The organism is Pseudomonas sp. B21-023 (assembly GCF_024749165.1).
In the GTDB taxonomy this organism is placed as follows: Bacteria; Pseudomonadota; Gammaproteobacteria; order Pseudomonadales; family Pseudomonadaceae; genus Aquipseudomonas.
This window is the reverse complement of sequence record NZ_CP087190.1, coordinates 5580272-5600926: the sequence shown is the minus strand read 5'-3', so window position 1 is coordinate 5600926 and position 20655 is coordinate 5580272. Positions and strand designations below refer to the sequence as shown.

Below are 20655 nucleotides of genomic sequence, written 5' to 3'. Positions count from 1 at the left end.
GCAATTATGCGCTACTTGAGGCAGTCGATGAGTGCATCGTGCCAGTGCGGCTGGACGACCTGCCATTCACGGGCAAGGCGCGAACAGTCCAGGCGCGAGTTGAGCGGCCGTTGCGCGGGCGTCGGGTACTCGCTGGAGGGGATCGGCAGCAGCTCGGCGCAGGGCAGTCCGCGCGCCTTGAGCTGTGCGCCGATGGCCTGGGCAAAGCCGAACCAGGAGGTCTCGCCCTGGGCGGTCAGGTGGTAGGTGCCCCAGGCACCGGCCTGACCGTTGCGCCAGCGCTCGATCAGCGCGCGGGTACTGGCGGCGAGGGTGCCCGCCCAGGTTGGGGCGCCGATCTGGTCGTTGACGACTTTCAGCTGTGGACGTTCCTGAAGCAGGCGCTGCATGGTCAGCAGGAAGTTGCGTCCATGCAGCGAATAGACCCAGCTGGTGCGCAGGATCAGATGTTCACCGGCGACTGCGGTGATGGCCTGTTCGCCCGCCAGCTTGCTTCGGCCATAGACGCCCAGTGGATTGGGGGCGTCATCCTCGTTGTAGGAGGTTGGCTTGCTGCCGTCGAAGACATAGTCGGTGGAGTAGTGGATCAGCGGTGCGCCGAGCCGTGCGGCTTCTTCGGCCAGTACCCGGGGCGCTTCGGCGTTGATGGCGTGGGCCTGCTGTGTTTCGCTTTCGGCCTGGTCGACTGCCGTGTAGGCGGCGGCATTGATGATCAGGTCGGGCGCCATCTGACGCAGCGAGGCGCGCAGTTGCTCCGGTTGGGCCATGTCGAACCCGTCACGACCGAGCCGCTGTACATCGCCCAGGCCGTGCAATGCTTCCTTGAGTGCCAGTGCAACCTGGCCGTGGCGGCCGCAGACGAGGATCTTCATGGGAACAGCTGCGCATCGGCAAATGACATGGCGGCCTGGTCTTTGGCCGACAGCAACGGTTGCAGGCCGTTCAGCTGCCAGTCGATGGCCAACTGCGGGTCGTCCCAGCGGATGCTGTGCTCGGCGTCGGGGTTGTAGTAGTCGGTGGTCTTGTAGAGCACCTCGGCCGATTCGCTCAACACCCGGAAACCATGGGCGAAACCGGGTGGCAGCCACAGCTGGCGGTGGTTGTTGGCGGACAGCCGCACCGCCACCCACTGGCCCAGGGTTGGCGAGCTGCGACGGATGTCCACCGCCACGTCGAGTATCTCGCCCTGCAGCACTCGGACCAGCTTGCCCTGGGCATTCTGCAACTGGTAGTGCAGCCCACGTAGCACGCCGTGCCGGGAGCGAGAGTGGTTGTCCTGGACGAACGGCGTGTCAATACCGGTGCGCAGGGTGAAGTCGCGGGCGTTGTAGCTTTCGTAGAAGAACCCTCGGCTGTCCCCGAACACCTTGGGTTCGATGATCAGGACCTCCGGGAGTGCGGTAGCGATGACATTCATGGCTGTTCTTCGGCCAGTTGGCGCAGGTATTGGCCGTAGCCGGTCTTTTGCAGTTCGCAGGCCTTGGCCAATAGTTGCTCACGGCTGATCCAACCGTTCTGGAAGGCGATCTCTTCCAGGCAGGCCACCTTCAGCCCCTGGCGATGTTCGAGGGTCTGCACGTACTGCGAGGCTTCCAGCAGGCTGTCGTGGGTGCCGGTGTCGAGCCAGGCGAAGCCACGGCCGAAGCGTTCTACGCGCAGGTCGCCGCGTGCCAGGTAGGCGTTGTTGATGTCGGTGATCTCCAGTTCGCCGCGGGCTGACGGGCGGATGCTCTTGGCGATGTTCACCACATCATTGTCGTAGAAGTACAGGCCGGTCACGGCAAAGCTGGACTTGGGTTGCCGGGGCTTCTCCTCGATCGACAACGCCCGGCCATCGGCGTCGAACTCGATCACGCCAAATCGCTCCGGGTCCTTGACCCAGTAGCCGAACACGGTGGCGCCCGAGGTTTGCTTCACTGCACGCTGCAACTGTTCGCTGAAGCTCTGGCCGTGGAAGATATTGTCGCCAAGAATCAGGCAGACAGCATCGTCACCGATGAACGACTCTCCGATCAGGAACGCCTGTGCCAGCCCGTCGGGGGACGGCTGTTCGGCATAGCTTATGTGAATGCCGAACGGGCTGCCGTCACCGAACAACTGGCGGTACTGCGGCAGGTCTTGTGGCGTGGAGATCAGCAGGATGTCGCGGATGCCGGCGAGCATCAGCACCGATATCGGGTAGTAGATCATCGGTTTGTCGTAGATCGGCAGCAACTGCTTGGAGACACCGAGGGTGATGGGGTGCAGGCGGGTACCCGTGCCGCCGGCCAGGACGATTCCTTTAGTCATGCGATCAGGTCCTTGAAGTCCGAATTGCCCAGGCGCTGTCCTTGATAGCTGCCGTCCTGGACCTGGCGGCACCACTCGAGATTGTTCAGGTACCACTGCACGGTCTTGCGCAAGCCCGAGGCGAAGGTTTCCTGCGGTACCCAACCGAGCTCACGCTCGATCCTGCCGGCATCGATAGCGTAGCGCAGGTCATGCCCCGGGCGGTCCTGGACGTGGGTGATCAGGTCGGTGTAGCGGGTCACCCCGGCGGGGTGCGCAGGGGCCAGCTCTTCCAGCAGCGTGCACACGGCGTGCACCACGTCGATGTTCCGCTGCTCGTTGTGGCCGCCGATGGTGTAGGTCTGGCCGACCTCTCCAGCGGTTACGATCCGGAGCAGGGCTCGGACGTGATCCTCGACGTACAGCCAGTCGCGGACTTGCTGGCCATCGCCGTACACCGCAAGCGGCTTGCCGGCCAGGGCGTTGAGGATCATCAACGGGATCAGCTTTTCTGGGAAGTGATACGGGCCGTAATTGTTGGAGCAGTTGCTGATCACTGTCGGCAGGCCGTAGGTACGTTGCCAGGCGCGGACCAGATGATCGGCTGCCGCCTTGCTGGCCGAGTAGGGAGAGCTGGGGGCGTACGGGGTGTTTTCATCGAACAGTCCGTCGGGGCCGTGCAGGTCGCCGAACACTTCGTCGGTGGAAACGTGGTGGAAGCGGAACGTGTCGCGGGCAGGCTTTTCCAGCGAGCTCCAGTAACCGCGAGCGGCCTCCAGCAGGCTGTAGGTGCCGACGATATTGGTGTGAATGAAGTCCGCCGGGCCATCGATGGAGCGGTCGACGTGCGACTCTGCGGCCAGGTGCATGATGGCGTGTGGCTGGAACCTGGCAAGCATGGCGCTGACACTGACCTGGTCGGCGATATCAGCCTGGACAAATTCATAGCGGGGGTTGTCGGCGATCCGCTGCAGGGACTGCAGGTTGCCCGCGTAGGTCAACTTGTCGAGATTGAGCACTTCATGCTCGGTATGGTCAATCAGGTGGCGGATCAGGGCCGAGCCGATGAAGCCGGCGCCGCCGGTGACGAGAATGCGCATGTGCAGATGCCTGTGCGGAAAGCGTGGTGCCAGATGCCTAGCTTGTTGGCTGGCGTCGTCCGTTGCAAGTCTTGTTGCAGGGCGGCCTGTCGTCTGTGCAAGGCCGCCACTTGCTTATCGGCAGCGGTGGTGGCGATATTAGCGACAAAAAAACGAGGTTCCCCGTTCATGCCCCTGAGCACCCTGATCCAGCGTTCGAGCCAGCCCAGTCCCTCACTTGACGAGGCCCACGCCCATGCCCTGCTGAGAACGCACTACGACTTGCAGGGCACGTTGCAGGTGCTGGGCAGCCAGCAGGACCTCAATTTTCGCGTGGACAGCGACCAGGGCCGCTTCGTGCTCAAGGTCTGCCATGGCAGCTACGCGGTAGCCGAACTGCAGGCTCAGCATGCAGCACTGGAGTTCCTGCGCGGGCAAGGCGTGCCGGTGCCGGGAGTACGTGCAGCGAACTCCGGCGAGCACTTGCTGGACCTCGAGTTCGACGGCCAGCCGCTGCGGGCCCGTCTGCTCGATTTCATTGACGGTCAGCCGCTGACCCGCCTGGGCCACCTGCCGGCGCGGGTGATGGTCGAGCTCGGCGCGCTTTGCGCCCGTGTCGACAAGGGCCTGGCCGACTTCGACCATCCGGGCCTCAAGCGCACCTTGCAGTGGGATCCGAGCCACGCCCAGGTACTGATCCAGCATTTGTCGCCCGTATTGCAGGATGCCCAGCGCCGGGCGCAGGTGGAGCAGGTCGCCCAGGCGGCAGCCGCACGTCTGCATCCGTTGGTCGACCTGCTGCCGATCCAGGCCGTGCACCTGGACATCACCGACGACAACGTGGTCTGGGCCCGGGATGCCGAGCGGCAGTGGCAGGTACAAGGTGTTATCGACTTTGGTGACCTGGTGCGTACCTGGCGTATCGCCGATCTGTCGGTGACCTGCGCGGCCTTGCTGCATCACGCCGAGGGCGATCCGCTGCGGATCTTGCCGGCGGTCAGCGCCTACCATGCCGTGAATCCCCTGCAGGATGCCGAGTTGCGTGCCCTCTGGCCGCTGGTGCTGAACCGCGCCGCCGTGCTGGTGCTCAGCAGCGAACAGCAACTGGCCATTGATCCGGACAACCAGTACACCCGCAACAACATCGCCCATGAATGGGAGATCTTCGATACCGCCTGCACCGTGCCCGTCGCTTTGATGGAGGCGGCAATTCTCCAGGCGGCCGGGCGAAAGCCGGCCAGCATCGACCTTGGTGATTGTGCCGTGTTGCTGCCGGCACTCAACGGCCAGTCGGTGATCCGCGTCGACCTGGGCGTGCTCAGCCCTCACTGCGAGGCAGGCAACTGGGAGCAGCCCGGCTTTGACCAGCGTCTGCTCGCTATCCAGCCGGGGCCGGCGTGTAGCCTGCATGGGCAGTACCGCCTGTCGCAAACCCACATCGACCGACCTGAAGAACCGGCCACCTGCGCCCTGGGCGTAGAGCTGAACCTGTCGCCCGGCACCGCGTTGCAAGCGCCCGAAGCTGGGGTATGGCAATGCATCGGCGATGGTCGTGGCTGCTTGCGCACCGCGCACTGGAACCTGTGGCTCGATGGTCTGGAAGAGGCGCCGACCGATGGCCAGGCGTTGTTCAAGGGGCAGGCTATCGGCGCGACCTGTGGTTTCCTCCGCGTGCAACTGTGCCTGGATACCGATATCCGTCCACCGTTCTTCGCCACGCCGTCCCACGCTGCCGCCTGGCTGGCCCTGTGCCCGTCACCGCGCACCCTGCTCGGCTTCGACTGCGATGCCGAGCCGCTGGCCGACGCGCAGGCCCTGCTGGCCCGTCGCGATGCCAGCTTCGCCCGCTCGCAGAAGCATTACTACGCCCAGCCTCCGCACATAGAGCGCGGTTGGCGCAACTACCTGATCGACATGCAGGGCCGGTCCTATCTGGACATGCTCAACAACGTCGCGGTGCTCGGTCATGGCCATCCGCGCATGGCCGCCGAGTCGGCGCGCCAGTGGTCGCTGGTCAACACCAACTCGCGTTTTCACTACGCAGCCATCGCCGAATTCTCCGAACGCCTGCTGGAAGTGGCCCCGGAAGGCTTCGACCGGGTGTTCCTGGTCAACAGCGGCACCGAGGCCAATGACCTGGCGATCCGTCTGGCCTGGGCCTACAGCGGTGGGCGCGACCTGCTCAGCGTGCTGGAGGCCTACCACGGCTGGTCGGTGGCTACTGACGCGATCTCCACCTCCATCGCCGACAACCCCCAGGCCCTGGAGACCCGGCCGGACTGGGTGCATCCGGTGGAGGCGCCGAATACCTTCCGCGGGCGCTACCGGGGCGCCGATAGCGCCGCCGACTACCTGCGCGATGTCGATGCCAAGCTGGCCGACCTCGACGCTCGTGGTCGCCAGCTGGCCGGGATGATCTGCGAACCGGTGTACGGAAACGCCGGGGGCATTTCGTTGCCGCCGGGCTACCTGCGCGAGGCCTACGCCAAGGTGCGCCAGCGCGGCGGGGTGTGCATCGCCGACGAGGTGCAGGTCGGTTACGGGCGTCTGGGCGAGTACTTCTGGGGCTTCGAGGAGCAGGGCGTGGTGCCTGATATCATCACCATGGCCAAGGGCATGGGCAACGGCCAGCCGCTGGGCGCGGTGATCACCCGGCGTGAGATCGCCGAGGCGCTGGAGGCCGAGGGCTACTTCTTCTCCTCGGCCGGGGGCAGCCCGGTCAGTTGCCGCATCGGCATGGCGGTGCTGGACGTAATGCGTGACGAAGGATTGTGGGACAACGCCCGTGACGTGGGCCGTTACTTCAAGGCACGCCTGCAGGCATTGGTCGATAAATATCCGCTTGCCGGCGCCGCCCATGGTTCCGGGTTCTACCTGGGGCTGGAGTTGGTGCGCGATCGCCAGACGCTGGAACCAGCGACCGAGGAGACCATGATCCTGTGCGATCGCCTGCGTGACCTGGGGATCTTCATGCAGCCGACCGGCGACTACCTGAATATCCTCAAGATCAAGCCACCGATGTGCACCACGCGGGCCAGCGTGGACTACTTCGTCGACAGCGTGGAGCGGGTCCTCGGCGAAGGGCTCTGAATCACGGCATGCAGGCCTGGCAAGTCGATTGTTATCGGTTCGCCAGGCTTTTTTATGCCTAAATATTTTGTGACCAGCTATTTAAAGTCGATATTTATCGATTGTAATATCGGCGGATCATTACTCTGCCTATACTGGCGGGCCTGCATCTTTTTCGATCACCGACCTGGCGCCACTGGCCCCGGGCCTTCGCAGAGGTTACCCATGAAGACCCTCAACTCGACCCCCCGCGCCGACGGTTTCCACATGCCCGCCGAATGGGCTCCGCAGACCCAGGTGTGGATGGTCTGGCCGGAGCGCCCGGACAACTGGCGCTTGGGCGGCAAGCCGGCGCAGGCCGCGCACGTGACCCTGGCCAAGGCCATCGCCCGCTTCGAGCCGGTCACCGTGGCGGTGTCCGCCGGCCAGTACGAGAACGCCCGTCGCCAGCTCGACCTGCCCAACATCCGCGTGGTCGAGATCAGCAATGACGACGCCTGGGTGCGTGACACCGGCCCGACCTTCGTCATCAACGACCACGGCGAGGTACGCGGCGTGGACTGGGGCTTCAACGCCTGGGGCGGCTTCGACGGCGGCTTGTACGCGCCCTGGAACCGCGACGAGGAGCTGGCCGCCAAGGTCATGGAGATGGAGCGCGTGCAGCGCTACCACACCGAAGGCTTCGTGCTCGAAGGCGGTTCGATCCACGTCGATGGCGAAGGCACCCTGATCACCACCGAAGAATGCCTGCTCAACCGCAACCGCAACCCGCACCTGAACCGTGCGCAGATCGAGGAGATCCTGCGCGAGCACCTGGCGGTCGAGACCATCGTCTGGCTGCCGGACGGCCTGTACAACGACGAGACCGATGGCCACGTCGACAACTTCTGCTGTTACGTCAGCCCAGGCGAAGTGTTACTGGCCTGGACCGATGATTCCAATGACCCCAACTACGCGCGCTGCCACGCCGCCTACGAGGTGCTGAAAAACACCCGCGACGCCAAAGGGCGCGAGTTCGTGGTGCACAAGATGCCGATTCCGGGGCCGCTTTACGCCACCCAGGCCGAATGCGATGGCGTCGATCATGTGGTGGGCAGCCAAGAGCGTGACCCTTCGGTACGCCTGGCCGGGTCCTATGTGAACTTCCTGATCGTCAATGGCGGCATCATCGCGCCGAGCTTCGACGACCCTGCTGATGCGCAAGCCAGAGCGATCCTGGCCAAGGTCTTCCCGGATCACGAAGTGGTGATGATCCCGGGGCGTGAGCTGCTGTTAGGCGGTGGCAACATCCACTGCCTGACCCAGCAGCAACCGGCACCGGTAAAACGTTGATCGGCCAATGAGTGAAAAACCCGTCGAAAGGCGGGTTTTTTTATGCTCGCGATAGTCGGTCGGGCGGCATGGCACAGCAATTGTATTGATTTTTCCTCGTACTTCAGACGAATGGGCCTACGCCATTCTGTAATGCATCTGAAGTAACTTAGCCGCTCACTCGGCCCAGGGAGTACGTGAGGAAATGAACGCAGCAAGTGAGTCGGCTTTGCCCTCAACGGCGGCCAGTCACCAATCGCTCAGAATCCTGGCTCAGTGGTTGAAACGTCATGGAGACGATCGGGTCAGGACGACCGACCCACGACGCCTGCTGGATGGGCGATACCCCCAAGGCCTGATCAGCGAGGAAGAGCTCGAAGCTCTGCTGGCTGTCTGGCATTGACCGGGAAGGATCCCGCCGCAGAAAAAAACGCCACCGCAATTGCGGTGGCGTTTTCGTTTGGGCGGCCTGTCCTTGACGCTCGCACCTGTCACAACTCAGAAGCTGTAGGTCCCGGTCACCACCAGGCTGCGCGGATCGCCCACCTGGATCTGCGCCGCGCTGGTGGCCGAACTGTAGTAGGTCTTGTCGGTGATGTTGCTCAACGCCGCGCGTACATCCCAGTCGTGGGTGCGATAGCCCGCCAGCGCGTCCCAACGGCCGTAGCCCGGCAGGATCACGGTGTTCTGGTTGTCGGCGTAGCGGTCGCCGACCAGGGTCAGGCCGGTTTCGGCGTACCAGCCCAGCTCCGGCTTCCAGGTCACGAACAGGCTGGCGTTACGCTTGGCCACGTCGTTGATGCGGTTGCCCTGCTGGCCGTTGTTGTCCTTGACGATGGTCGCGTCCTGCAGGCCGATGCCGCCGCGCACGTACCAGTTGCCCACCACGTTGCCGGTGGCGGTCAGCTCGATGCCGCGTGAACGCTGCAGGCCGCTGAGCTGGATCAGTTCCGGGTTGATCGGGTCGCGGGTACGGCGGTTGTACAGTTCCAGTTCGTAGATCGCCAGGGTGGTGCTCAGGCGCTCGTCGAACCATTCGCTCTTGACCCCGATTTCCTTCTGCCGGGTCTGTTCCGGGTCGGTCTGGTTGGCGTTGCCGGCCGCGCCAGGGGTGATGCCGATCAGGCCACCACCGACCGGAGAGTAGGTCTTGCTCCAGGAGGCATAGAAGGAGTGGTCCTGCCAGGGGGTGTACACCACGCCGATACGCGGACTGAAACTGTTGTCCTTCTGCTTTTCCGAGATGTTGCGCAGTTTGTTGGTGGTGTCCACCTCGAACTGGTCGAAGCGCACGCCGGCCAGCAGCTGCCACTGGTCGTTGAGGCGGATCTGGTCTTGCAGGTAGATCCCTCGGCTCTCGACGTCGGTGTGGTTGTTGCTGGACACCCGCATCGTGCCGTTGTGCTGCTGGCTGGCCGTGGCCCCCTGCAGCGGTACCGAGGGAACGCCTACGCCTTGGCTCAGCAGCGAGTTGCGGCGCTGTTCGCCCATTTCCAGGCCCACCAGCAGCGTGTGCTCCAGACCGAAGGTTTCTACATGACCTTCGAGTTCGACGGTGTTGTAGAGATTGCGGGTGCTCAGGTCCTGCTGCCAGCGCTGGCGGTCCACCAGACCGGCAACGGGGCGGTAGGCGGTCAGGTAGGTGTTGTCGAAGTCGCTCTCCAGGGTGAACAGGCTGAAGGTGTGGCGCAGTTGCCACTGATCGTTCAGCTCGTAGTTCAGACGCGAGCGCAGCGACTCGGCGCGGTCGTTGATGTAGTCGCGCTGGGTGTCGCCGTAGGTGGTCTTGCGGCTGACGTCGGCCGGGCGTCCAGTGAGCGGGTTGCCGGGGATGCCACGGTCGGGGGTACGGTCATAGCGGCTGTACTCGTACTGCACCAGCCAGTTCAGCTCGGGGGTGATCTGCCAGCTCATCGACGGCGCGAACAGCTGGCGGTGGTTGCCGTCGATGCCGTCGCGGAAGCTGTTCTTGTCCTCGTTGCCCAGGTTCAGGCGCAGGCTGAGGGTGTCGCTGGGGTCGGCGCTGAGGTCGGCGTACAGGCTGCGCAGGTCCTGGCTGCCACCTTGTGCCTCGATGGTCGAGCGGCGGCCGTGCTCCGGCGCCTTGCTCACCCGGTTGACGATGCCGCCTTGGCTGCCACGGCCATAAAGCACTGCCGCCGGCCCCTTGAGCACCTCGACCCGCTCGATGTTGTGCAGGTCGCGGGTGTACTGGCTGTCGTCGCGCACACCGTCCAGGTAGAAGTCGTTGCTGGCGTCGAAGCCGCGGATACGCAGGCTGTCGAAGCGGGTGTCGGCGCCGCTGCTGACGTTGGGGATGCCTTCCAGCGCCTTGCCCAGGTTGCTGCTGCCGTAGTCCAGCACGTTGCGGGTCTTCACCGAATCGATGGCCTGTGGCACGTAGCGCGCGGGGGTCGAGGTGCGGGTCGCGGTGGTCACGTCCTTGACTCGCGGGTTGTCCTCTTCGCGGGTGCTGTCGGCGGTCACCGAGGTTTCCGGCAGGGTCGTGGTGGCAGCACTGGCCAGGCCGGCGCTGAACAGCAGCGACAGGCCCAGGGTCAAGGGTGAAAGGCGGCAGGGGGCAGGCATCGAAGGCGTCCAAGGGAAGGAGTGAGAAATTGGGCGCGAATGGTAATGCTTGCTATTTGCTGTTGCATCGACATTTGTAAATGGTTGTCTTTACAAATGTTTCAAGATGTTGCTATTCATTTGGGTTGATTTGGAATTATCTTGGCATTCATAGGGATGCATTTCCGGAATGGCTTGTGGGAGCGGCGGTGCGTGCAACGCTGCTCTGCGCGTGACAGCGCAGTCGGAAGGGCAGGGCACTTTCCAACAGGCTTTCGGAAGGCCTGCGGGAACATGGCCGTATGACGGTTTTATGGATTTCGAGCGTTTTCCACAAAAGAGACAAATTTGCGCTGACCCACGGCAGATATGCATGGAAATGCACCAGCACTGACCTTGTTTTTGGTTATATCAACCTGCATTTCACGTTTTTTTGACATGTATAAGCAGGCAGGGCTAGGATTCGGGCTCTACGCCTGCTGGCCATTCTCTGGCCATGCGGCTGCAAGGCCCGTTGCAGACCATTGGCGGGCCTTCGGCTTGGATCCGCATAGCGTCGAACCTACGAAGGGGCGTTGGTTCCTGGCGTTCTGATGCAGAGCGTTTTTGAATACGAAATAAGGAAAATAACATGTTGAAAACCAGGATCAGCCTGGTCGCCCTGGCGATGATCGCCGCGACCCAGGCACAGGCCAATGACCAGGCCGAGAGCAAGGGCTTCATCGAGGACAGCCACGCCAACGTCCTTCTGCGCAACGCCTTCATCAACCGTGACAAGAAGCATCACACCAACGACCAGTCCCAGTGGGGCCAGGGCGTCATCGCCAACTTCTCCTCCGGCTTCACCCAGGGCACCGTCGGTGTTGGTGTCGATGCCTTTGGTCTGTACGCCCTGCGCCTGGATGGCGGCAAGGGCCGTAACCAGGGTGGCGGTGTCGACTTCTTCAAGCGTTCCGATCCCACTTTCGATGGTGAGAAGACCAACGCTCCGCACAACCTGGCCCGTGGTGGCGCTGCGGTGAAGTTCCGTGTTTCGAACACCGTACTCAAATACGGTGACCAGATGCCGGCCCTGCCGGTTCTGCAATACGACGACGGTCGCCTGCTGCCAGAAAGCTTCACCGGCACCATGATCACTTCCAAGGAGATCAAGGGCCTGGAAATCAACGCCGGCCGCTTCACCCAGGAAGCGCGCAAGAGTGCCGAGCGTCGTGATGGCGGCGGTCTGAAGTCGATCAACGTGCTCGGCGGCAGCTACAAGTTCACCGACAACTTCACCGCGTCGCTGTACACCGCAGACAACGAAGACGTGATGAAGAAGCACTACCTGGGCCTGAACTACGTCTTCCCGATTGCCAGCGACCAGTCCCTGACCCTGGACTTCAACGGCTACAAGTCGGACATCGACAACAAGTACGTGCGTGCCGCCAAGCTCAACGGCGACTCCAACACCATCTGGAGCCTGGCCGCCACCTACGCCTACGGCCCGCACTCGTTCACCCTGGCGCACCAGCGCAGCACCGGCAGCACCGGCTACAACTACGGCTGGTACCAGAACGATGGTGGCGTGGGTGACGGTGGCTCGACCATCTACCTGGCCAACTCCTACTGGTCCGACTTCAACGCAGAAGACGAGCGCTCCTGGCAGCTGGGCTATGGCCTGGACTTTGGCGCCTTCGGCGTTCCGGGGCTGACCTACAAGTTTGCCTATGTCGTGGGTGACAACATCAACACCCGTAAAGTCGGCGCCCCACAAGGCTTCGGTGAAGGTAAAGAGCGCGAGATCTTCAACCAGATCCGTTACGTGGTTCAGGAAGGCCCGGCCAAGGACCTGTCCGTTAAACTGCGCAGCTCCTTCCTGCGGACCAACAATGCTGTCCAGCAGAACGGTTACAACGACGACGGCAACGAAGTCCGCGTATTCGTCGAGTACCCGATCAGCATCTTCTGATCCTGATCCCGCGTCACCCACAGCCCCGGCCTATGCCGGGGCTGTTTCTTTCCGCAGCACGCTGGCCGTCACCGGCGCCACCTCGATCTCCCCCGTCTCCGGCGCAAAGCTGTCACTGCGCGCCATCCGCCACATCCGTGCATAGAACTCGCTGTCGATCGCACCGCTGAGCAGCTCGCCTGGCTTGAGGAAGGTGTGCAGTTGCGAGAACAGGCCAATCTCGCTGGCGCTGATACGCCGCGCCAGGTGCTTGGGCTTGAGTTCAGAAGGATGGTCCAGACCGGCGGCGGCAAGCATCTCGGCCAGGGCGTGCAGGGTATTGCGGTGAAAGCTGGCGACACGCTCGGCCTTCTCCGGCACCACCAGCGCGCGCTGGCGCAGCGGGTCCTGGGTCGCCACCCCGGTCGGGCACTTGTTGGTGTGGCAGCTTTGCGACTGGATGCAGCCGATGGCGAACATGAAGCCCCGGGCGGAGTTGACCCAGTCAGCGCCGATGGCCAGCACGCTGGCGATGTCAAAGGCGCTGACCAGCTTGCCCGCCGCGCCGATGCGGATGCGCTCGCGCAGATTCAGCCCCACCAAGGTGTTGTGCACGAACATCAGGCCCTCGCGCAGCGGCACGCCCATGTTGTCGGAGAACTCCCGGGGCGCCGCGCCAGTGCCGCCTTCCTTGCCGTCGACGACGATGAAGTCCGGGGTGATGCCGGTGGCCAGCATGGCCTTGGCGATGCCCATGAACTCCCACGGGTGGCCCAGGCAGAACTTGAAGCCCACCGGCTTGCCGCCGGACAGCTCGCGCAGCCGGGCGACGAACTGCAGCAGCTCCCGCGGTGTGGCGAAGGCACTGTGGGCGGCCGGCGAGATGCAGTCCTCGCCCTCGCGCACGCCTCGGGTGGCGGCGATCTCGGCGCTGACCTTGTGCCCCGGCAGGATCCCGCCATGGCCCGGCTTGGCGCCCTGGCTGAGCTTGATCTCGATCATCTTCACCTGGGCGGCGCGGGCCTGCTCGGCGAAGCGCTCGGGGTCGAACTGGCCGTCTTCGCTGCGGCAGCCGAAATAGCCGCTGCCGATTTCCCAGATCAGGTCGCCGCCGTGTTCGCGGTGGTAGGGGCTGATGCTGCCCTCACCGGTGTCATGGGCGAAGCGGCCCAGGCGCGCGCCCTTGTTCAGCGCAGCGATGGCGTTGGCGCTGAGGGCGCCGAAGCTCATGGCCGAGATGTTGAAGATCGACGCCGAGTACGGTTGGCGGCACTGCGGGCCGCCGATGCGAATGCGGAACGACGCAGGGTCGGGCATCGGCACCGGCAGCATCGAGTGGCTGATGAACTCGAAGCCCGGTTTGTAGGCATCGTTGAGCGTGCCGAAGGCTTTCTCGGCACTCTCGTTCTTGGCCCTGGCGTAGACCAGCGAACGCTGGGCGCGGGAGAACGGCAGCTTGTCGTCGTCGCCCTCGATCAGGTACTGGCGGATCTCCGGGCGAATGGTCTCGATCAGGTAGCGGATATTGCCCAGGATCGGATAGTTGCGGCGCACGGCGTGGTGGCGTTGGCGCAGGTCGTTGAGGCCGACCAGGCTGAGCAGGGCGCTGATGACGGTGAAGGGCCAGAGCCAGCTGTGCGCAAGCAGGAAAGGGGCACTGGCAATCGTAAAGACCAGACACAGGAACAGGCAGGCATAGCGGCTGGGGAGCGAGTCTTTCATGGGTCCATCGCAGGCGGGATGACCCGGCCTAGGATAGGCAAAGGCTGCGCAGGGAAAACCTGGGGTTTCGGTAAAAGATTGTTACTCGACGCGGAATTGCCTGGGGCGGTAGCTACGGCCAGTTTCGATGGCAGCCAAGGTCGCGGTATCCGATCAGGTGAACTGGATGAAGAAGAAGCCGGCTTCATCACCTTGCTTGCCGCAATGGTCGTGGCTGTTGCTGTGTGATCTGCCTGCCAATGGCCTACGCCTTGAGCAACTCGGGATAGTCGCTGAACCAATAGTGCAGGGCGTCCTGGTTGAGGCCATGCTCACCGCGCCAGAAGTCCATCGGGTAACTCCAGTCCGACGAGCGTGCGCTGCGTGGTGCCAGACCGAGGTTGGTATAGCGGTACAGCAGGCCAGGGTGCTCTGGCGTCTGCAGTATGCCGCAGTGCCCAAGCAGGTCGAGGAACCCCGGCCTTCTTCTTCGCTCATCTTGATACCTGGCAGTTTGCGCAGCAGCTTGAGCAGTTCCTTGGGCTTGGTCGGGGCCGGAACATTACGGATAAGATCAATGACAGAGACCATCAAGTCGAAATTTTCCGGTCGCAGCTTCGCCGCAGCGTTGTGCTCTTGCAGCATGAACGCGATGTGCAGGATATCGCCACCTAATACGGCTCCGACGAAAAAACGAACCCGGTTGAGTTGCATGAAGTTGACATCGATCTGCTCGAACGCGCTGCAAACCTGGCAAGTCAGTTGATCGTGCACCGTGAAGGGATGTTTGGGCAGGTGTGTAGCGCAAGCAAAAGCCGACATTGCCGCGCGCAGACTCGCTTCATTACGTTCGACACCTACAAGAAAGTTGCCAACGATCTCGCTCTTACGTGCCTTGGCTTGCTCGGTGAACAAACAGTCAAGAACCTGGTCGTGTCCTTGATGGCAGCGCCCGGTCGCCAGGCCTGTTGCAAGTAATCTCTCGCTGGGTGGTTCCAGAGGGTTCTGGGCCTTCAGGGCCTTGCGTAGTTCGGCAGTGTTCTCATACATGTTCATCCTCCGCAGCTACTTGCCTTGGTCTTTATCGATGACGCTTGCTGGAAAGCCATTGAATGCGATGGTTTCCATCAGGTCACTTCCAGGCACGCGCGACGTTACGTGCTAACTGCTGGCACCTGCTGCTATCGTGGGCGAGCAGTGCTGCTTCAAGTCGGCGTCTCCAGCGCCAGGACCTTCCAGCTCGCCTTGCGTTTACGCTCCATGAGTGCGGTCAGGGCCTTGGCAGTCGGAGCACCCTTGCCGGTGAACTTCACCGGTGCCAGGGTCAGCAGGGTGACCTTCTCACTTTCGGGAATCCGCTCGCCATCACCACGCTTGTTCCAAGGCTTGTCCACCGCCAAAAGCGCATCCACCGTGCAAGGCCAGTGCAGGTCGGCAAACTGTGGATCGTCACGCTTGAACAGCATGCCCTCGGCCACAGGGCCGTGCTTGAAGGTTCTGGCGGCGAGGCGTGCCAGCATTTCTACTGGAAAACACCAGGCGTCTGGCACCGGCAATCCGGTCTGGGGCAGTGCCCAGTCACCTGGCAGGCAGAGGAACAACTCGGTCATCGGGGCAACCTGGTACAGGCCGCTGGTGAACAACAGCTTGTAGTCAGTCTTGCTATCGATCAGGCTGACATGCAGCGTGCTGCGAGGGTCTTCACTGGGGGGGCAGAACTCGGTGGGCAGGACCCACCCAGCAGTATTGTGCACGAAGGTGACAATGGCCTGTCCGGCGCCTTCGGCATCGGCGCCCTCGACATCGTTGATGCTGCGTGCGCCGTGTTCGAGCAGCAGATCGACCGTGCGCTGATGCCCCCATTCACGCGCAGCGTCCAGTGCGCTGTCATTGGCGCGTCGGTGCAGGCGATTGACCTGTGCGCCTCGTGTCAGCAGCAGTGCGACGACCTCGTTGTGGCCCGATTGGGCCGCTGCGTATAGCGGTGGGCAGACGCTGAGTGGCAGGCCATCGACCCAGGCACCGGCATCGAGCAGGCAAACGCAGGTTTCAAGGTGCCCTTCACTGGCTGCCAGCTCGAGTGCACTGGCATGGCCCTCGTCTACATACGGCTGGTTAGGCGCCAGGCCCAGCTCCAGGAGCAGGCCACAGTTCGCAGTCTGTCCGGCCCGGGCGGCCATATGCAGCAGCCCTTCCTCGTCGGCCTCGCCATAGCGGGGCAGCACCAGCAGCTGGGGGTATTTCTGTGCGAACGCACGTAGCCGCTCCAGCTTGCCCTCTTCTACATCGTCATAGAGGCGGTCGAGCTTGGTCTCATGCTTTTCGTAGAGTTGTTGCCAGTCGATCATCAGATGAAAGTTCCCCGTTTGAAGGCCAGTCCCATGCGTTTTAATTCGCGCTCCACCGCTTTCAATCCTTTGGCATCGGCTTTCTGCAGACGCTCGAAGACTTTCTGGGCCGACGCGACAGTGTGGGTTTTGCCGCCATTGCGCGCCCAGGTGAAATTGCGTAGATCGGTGTTCAGGTCGATTTTGTGCTTGGCCATGATCGCCTGCGCATTGAGGATGTAGTCACGGTTCTGCTGTTTCCAGTTGCGTGGCGCGTTTTCCCGAACGATGTGGTGCCGGTGCGGGTTTTTCATGTTTTTGGGCGCGCGCCCCATCTTCTTCTTGTCTGCGCTACTCAACCGGCAGACTTCCAGCCCTAGTGGGTCGATCCAGGTGGCGGGTGTCGGGGCGTATTGGTACAAGTTCAGCCCGCCCGCCAGGCCGATCGGATCCGGCTGGGTAAACCGACCCACATCCGGATCGTAGAAGCGGAACAAGTTGTAGTGCAGGCCGGTTTCCCTATCAAGGTACTGGCCCTGGAACCTCAGGTTCTGTTGCTCGACGAGTGCCGGCTCGCGCAGTTCCTGCACGGTATTACCCCAGACCTGATAGCGGGCCTGCCAAACGATGTTGCCAGCTTCATCACTCAGTTGCTCCGCCAGGCCATTGAGGTCGTTGTGGTAGTGATGTATCTGCTGGTGCTCGCCCAGGCCGTCGACGCGGGCCAGGGGCTCATGGCTGTCGTCTTCATACAGGTAGAGGCAGCGTTGCCCATGGCGACGCTCTTCGAGCAAGCGGTAGCCGTCCCAGTCGAACCGGGTGAGGCCGAGGCACTGCCCCGTATCATCGTATTCGCTCTTGGCGATGCGTCTGCCAAGGGGGTCGTACTGCATGCGCACCACGCGCTCGCGTCCGCTGTGCTGGGAGCGCACTTCGATCAGACGGTGCTCGGCATCGTAACGCAAGCGCTGCACACCGCGCCGCGCGCTACGCTTCTCGATGAGCCGGCCAAAAGCGTCATAGCGGTAACGCTTGTCCTGGTAAGTCAGCACGCGATTGTGGCGGACCCAGCCACCCTGTGGGCCATCGAGCAGGTTGGCTGCCGCATCATAGGCGAAGGTTTCACCCGGCTGCATACCGGCTGGCTGGCTGGCGATGATGCGTTCACTGGCATCGTGGCGCAGATGCTGTGCGTGCTGCTCGCCAGGGCTCTGCCGTAAGCGAGTCGTGAGGTTGTCCGTCGGGTCGTATTCGAAGTGCTGCTGCAGGGGGGCTGGCAGCTGCCTGGGCATTCCCCGCGGTCGACTCCGACGCGAACGCAAGCGGCCGGATCGGTCGTACTCGCTGTGGGTATCGAGGTTGCCCTGGGTGCGCAGGACTTCGCGGTGCAGGCGGTCACGCTCGAAGTCGCAGATCACCTTGCCATCGAGATTCACCTGATGCAGATAGCCACTGCCGTAGTAAAGCTGGTTCAGCTCGCGGCCGTCCGGTAACTGGGTGCGGATGCGATTGCCCAGTTCATCGTACTGATGGCGTAAAACACCCGATGTACCGTGCTCCTCGATCAGTCGACCCAGGGCATCGTAGGCAAAGCCAAGCTGTTGGCTATCGCCCTGGTTGTCGGTGAAGCGGACCATGAGCAGTTGGTCGAGTGCATCGTATTGGTGCTCGGTACGTCCGTCGTCGGTCACCTTGGCCAGGAGGCGACCACCGGCATCGCGCTCGAAGACGTGGCTGATCGGCGCCATCGGCGTGCCGGGTACCAGTGCCAGTCCCAAGCCATGGGGCGCAGGCATGTAATCAAGGCGCTGCAGACAGTCGAGGCGGTCGTAGTGGTAGCGTCGGGCGCTGCCATCTAGATCACGCTGCTCAACCAACCGGTCGGCGGAGTCCCAGGTAAATCGATAGCTTTCGCCGTTCTCGTTGGCCAGTCTGAGCAGACGACCATAAGTGTCGTAGCGGTACGCGACGGTCCGCCCCAGGGGATCAACCTGCCGTTGCAGGCGGCCGCAAACGTCGTAGTGAAACTCATAGCCATGGCCGCTGGGGTCCTCACGTCGCACCAGCAGGCTGGCGGTATCGTACCGGTAGTGCTCGCTGCGACCATCTGGCGTGCGGACCTCCAGCAGTCGTCCCTGTGCATCATGGCGATAGTCGGTGCGTTCCCCTTGTGCGTCGACCACCGTGGCCAGGTAGCCATGGCGGTCATAGACGAGGCGCGTGGTGTAGCCGGAGCAATCGGTAAATGCACTGATCAGGCCCAGGTCGTTCCATTGCAGTTGTCTGGCTTTACCCATGGCGTCGACGATTTCGACCGTGCGTCCGTGTCCGTCATGGCGATAACGGGTTGCCAGGCCTAGCGGATCAGTTTCCCGGACACAATTACCACGCTGATCGTAGCCGTATTGCCAGCAGTTGCCGGCGGCGTCGGTCCAGGCGCGGGGTAGTGCCCAGTGCTCCATCCAATGTGTCGACTCACTGCGACCAAGAGGGTCGATAGTCTGTGCGAGGTTGCCAGACGTGTCGTAGTCGAACGTCCACAGCCCACCGTCCGGGTCGCTGGCGGCCAGCAGTTGGCGCTCGTCGTTCCAGTCGAAGCGCCAGGTCCGGCCAAGGGCATCAGTGTAGGCGGTAACCTGGTATTGGTTGTTCCAAATGCGGATGCTCTGGCGTTGAAGCCCATCGGTGATACGGGTCACACCGGCGGCCACATCGTACTCAAAGAGGTACTCGTCACCTTCGTCGGTCCAGTGCCGAGCCACACGCCAGCCATCTTCGGTCAGCACCCACTCGTAATGGCAGCGCAGGCCGGTTGGCAGTTGGTGCTCGATCATTCTCTGGCCCTGGTCATAGGCGAAGCGTCGTTTCACCTGGCCCTGGGCGTCTCGCACCTCGGTGAGGTTTCCTCTGTCGTCGTAGTTGTAACTGACCAGTTGTTCGGTGCTGGTATCGGCGAAGCGGCGTTGCACATGGCTGACACGTTGAGGCCATTGCGGGCTGTAGTGCAGTTCCACCTCGACCAGGCCGAAGGTGTCCCGCAGGCCGCGCAGGCGCCCGCGGTCGTCATAGTCCAGGTAGACACGATTGTCGTTGCGGTCGCCGATCTGGCTCAAGCGCAATCTGGCTGGGTTGCCGGGCACCTGCTCAAATAGACGATAGCGGCCATCACGATCTTCGATCAGTACCTCACCGTTGAGTGCTCGGCGCACGCTCAGGCCTTCGCCGGTGCTATAAAGCGCATCACCCAGCGGGAGATGCCCCATGTCGATTGCTCGGGCCTGCTCATCGTTGAAGACCAGGCTTTCACCGCCATCGGGATGGGGTATGACGTCGATATGGACCTCGTAAGGTACGCTCCAGCCGCTGCCGAGCAGTCCTGCCTCACGCTCGCCATGGCTGTTGTAGTAGCGCTGCCAGTCCAGTGGGATCAGTGCCGGCAGCTCGAAATCCAACTCGGCCTCACCATTGAGGATCTTCGCGCCAGTGGGCGCGTGCACCGGGTTGGGTGAGCCGGCGATGGCCGAAGTGAGGGCACTGGTGACTTGGCTGGTCACCAAGTTGGTGACGCCCCCAATCAACATGCACCCAAACTTGCTATAAAACTTCCCCCCCCGCCCCCGCAACATCATCAACGCCGTGATCGCCAGGCCGATCCCCGGTGTCTTGCCGCTGCGGATCTCGCGCACCACGATCGGCCCGCCGCCGATGCGCACGTTGTCCGACACCAGCCCGCCATCGACGATCACCGCCTCGCAGGTGCTGCGATCGCCGCTGCGGCAGGCCGGGTGGCCGTTGATCAATACCTTGCTCGAACCTTCGGCAAGGTACTGCGGCGGCATCGGCGGGTGCTTGGTGCACAGCACCTTGTCGTCGGGGGCTTCCTGGGTGTTGGGCGCGGGGCTGGCGACGGTCGGCCGCCACATCTGCGAGAAGAAGCCCTTGGCCATGTCGAGGAAGGTCTCTTCCTGTTCCTCGGCCTGCGCGCCCCCGCCCCCGCCACTGGCCGGGGCCGAGGGCGCGGTGACCACGCCGGCCGCGCGCGCGGCGCGCTTGCCGTTGGTCTTGGTGTTGGGCGAGCCACTGGCGATGGTGGCTTGCACGGTCGGCGGGAACAGGGCGTTGCCGATGCCCTCGCATAATCGACTGAGCCCGGTGTCGGCGCCGGTCTTGGCCATGACCACGCCGACCACCAGGCCCACCACCGCGCCAAGCACGAAGCAGCCCAGGCCGCCGGTGACCACGGTAATGCCCAATGCCGCGGCCACCGCGGCGGTGGCCAGGGCGCCGATGGCGACGTTGGCGGCGACTTCCAGCACGCCGCCGATGATGTCGGCCATCACCGAGGTGTGCAGCAGCGCATCGCCTTCGCGGGCGGCCCAGAGAGCGTCGGACATGGTGCGGG

Annotated in this window: 12 protein-coding genes; 3 read left to right on the top strand and 9 right to left on the bottom strand. The window is 63.1% G+C overall.

Annotated features, from left to right (window positions below):
- Positions 1-11: 11 nt before the first annotated feature.
- Genes rfbD through rfbB form a run of 4 tightly spaced genes read right to left on the bottom strand, consistent with a single transcriptional unit; the run spans position 12 to position 3368 of the window.
- Positions 12-872, bottom strand: coding sequence for a dTDP-4-dehydrorhamnose reductase (gene rfbD / locus LOY42_RS25250; RefSeq protein ID WP_139667876.1), 861 nt, complete (start codon positions 870-872; stop codon positions 12-14).
- Positions 869-1417, bottom strand: coding sequence for a dTDP-4-dehydrorhamnose 3,5-epimerase (gene rfbC, locus LOY42_RS25245; RefSeq protein WP_139667878.1), 549 nt, complete (start codon positions 1415-1417; stop codon positions 869-871). The genes rfbD and rfbC overlap by 4 nt, the downstream gene beginning before the upstream one ends.
- Entirely contained in the window at positions 1414-2289 is an 876-nt protein-coding gene (gene rfbA, locus LOY42_RS25240) for a glucose-1-phosphate thymidylyltransferase RfbA (protein WP_139667880.1), read from the bottom strand. The genes rfbC and rfbA overlap by 4 nt, the downstream gene beginning before the upstream one ends.
- Positions 2286-3368 (bottom strand): dTDP-glucose 4,6-dehydratase, encoded by a 1083-nt coding sequence (gene rfbB / locus LOY42_RS25235; protein ID WP_139667882.1) that lies wholly within the window; start codon positions 3366-3368, stop codon positions 2286-2288. Before rfbB ends, rfbA begins: the two co-directional genes overlap by 4 nt.
- A gap of 168 nt (positions 3369-3536) precedes the next feature.
- On the opposite strand from rfbB, the gene LOY42_RS25230 reads away from it, so the two are divergent.
- Entirely contained in the window at positions 3537-6437 is a 2901-nt protein-coding gene (locus LOY42_RS25230; RefSeq protein ID WP_139667884.1) for an aminotransferase, read from the top strand.
- Positions 6438-6641: 204 nt separating this feature from the next.
- A complete protein-coding gene (gene aguA, locus LOY42_RS25225) occupies positions 6642-7748 on the top strand; it encodes an agmatine deiminase (RefSeq protein WP_198753745.1) in 1107 nt (368 codons plus the stop codon).
- Between the two features lie 477 nt (positions 7749-8225).
- Here the strand turns inward: aguA and LOY42_RS25215 are convergent, their stop codons facing one another.
- Complete coding sequence (locus LOY42_RS25215) at positions 8226-10316, bottom strand: TonB-dependent siderophore receptor (RefSeq protein WP_139667888.1); 2091 nt, start codon at positions 10314-10316, stop codon at positions 8226-8228.
- Between the two features lie 610 nt (positions 10317-10926).
- Between LOY42_RS25215 and LOY42_RS25210 the strand changes: the two genes are divergently transcribed.
- Positions 10927-12246 carry an OprD family porin gene (locus LOY42_RS25210; protein WP_023630145.1) on the top strand — a complete coding sequence of 440 codons (1320 nt, stop codon included), beginning with the start codon at positions 10927-10929 and terminating at the stop codon, positions 12244-12246.
- A gap of 30 nt (positions 12247-12276) precedes the next feature.
- On the opposite strand, the gene LOY42_RS25205 is transcribed toward LOY42_RS25210, so the two are convergent.
- The 4 genes from LOY42_RS25205 to LOY42_RS25190 form a co-directional block, all read right to left on the bottom strand.
- Entirely contained in the window at positions 12277-13947 is a 1671-nt protein-coding gene (locus LOY42_RS25205; protein WP_258599627.1) for an FMN-binding glutamate synthase family protein, read from the bottom strand.
- 153 nt (positions 13948-14100) lie between these two features.
- Positions 14101-14976 carry a hypothetical protein gene (locus LOY42_RS25200; RefSeq protein WP_258599626.1) on the bottom strand — a complete coding sequence of 292 codons (876 nt, stop codon included), beginning with the start codon at positions 14974-14976 and terminating at the stop codon, positions 14101-14103.
- A 155-nt stretch (positions 14977-15131) separates the two neighbouring features.
- Positions 15132-16274: an ankyrin repeat domain-containing protein gene (locus LOY42_RS25195; RefSeq protein ID WP_258599625.1), complete on the bottom strand. Its 1143-nt coding sequence runs from the start codon at positions 16272-16274 to the stop codon at positions 15132-15134.
- A complete protein-coding gene (locus LOY42_RS25190; RefSeq protein WP_258599624.1) occupies positions 16274-20647 on the bottom strand; it encodes an RHS repeat-associated core domain-containing protein in 4374 nt (1457 codons plus the stop codon). Before LOY42_RS25190 ends, LOY42_RS25195 begins: the two co-directional genes overlap by 1 nt.
- Positions 20648-20655: the final 8 nt, after the last annotated feature.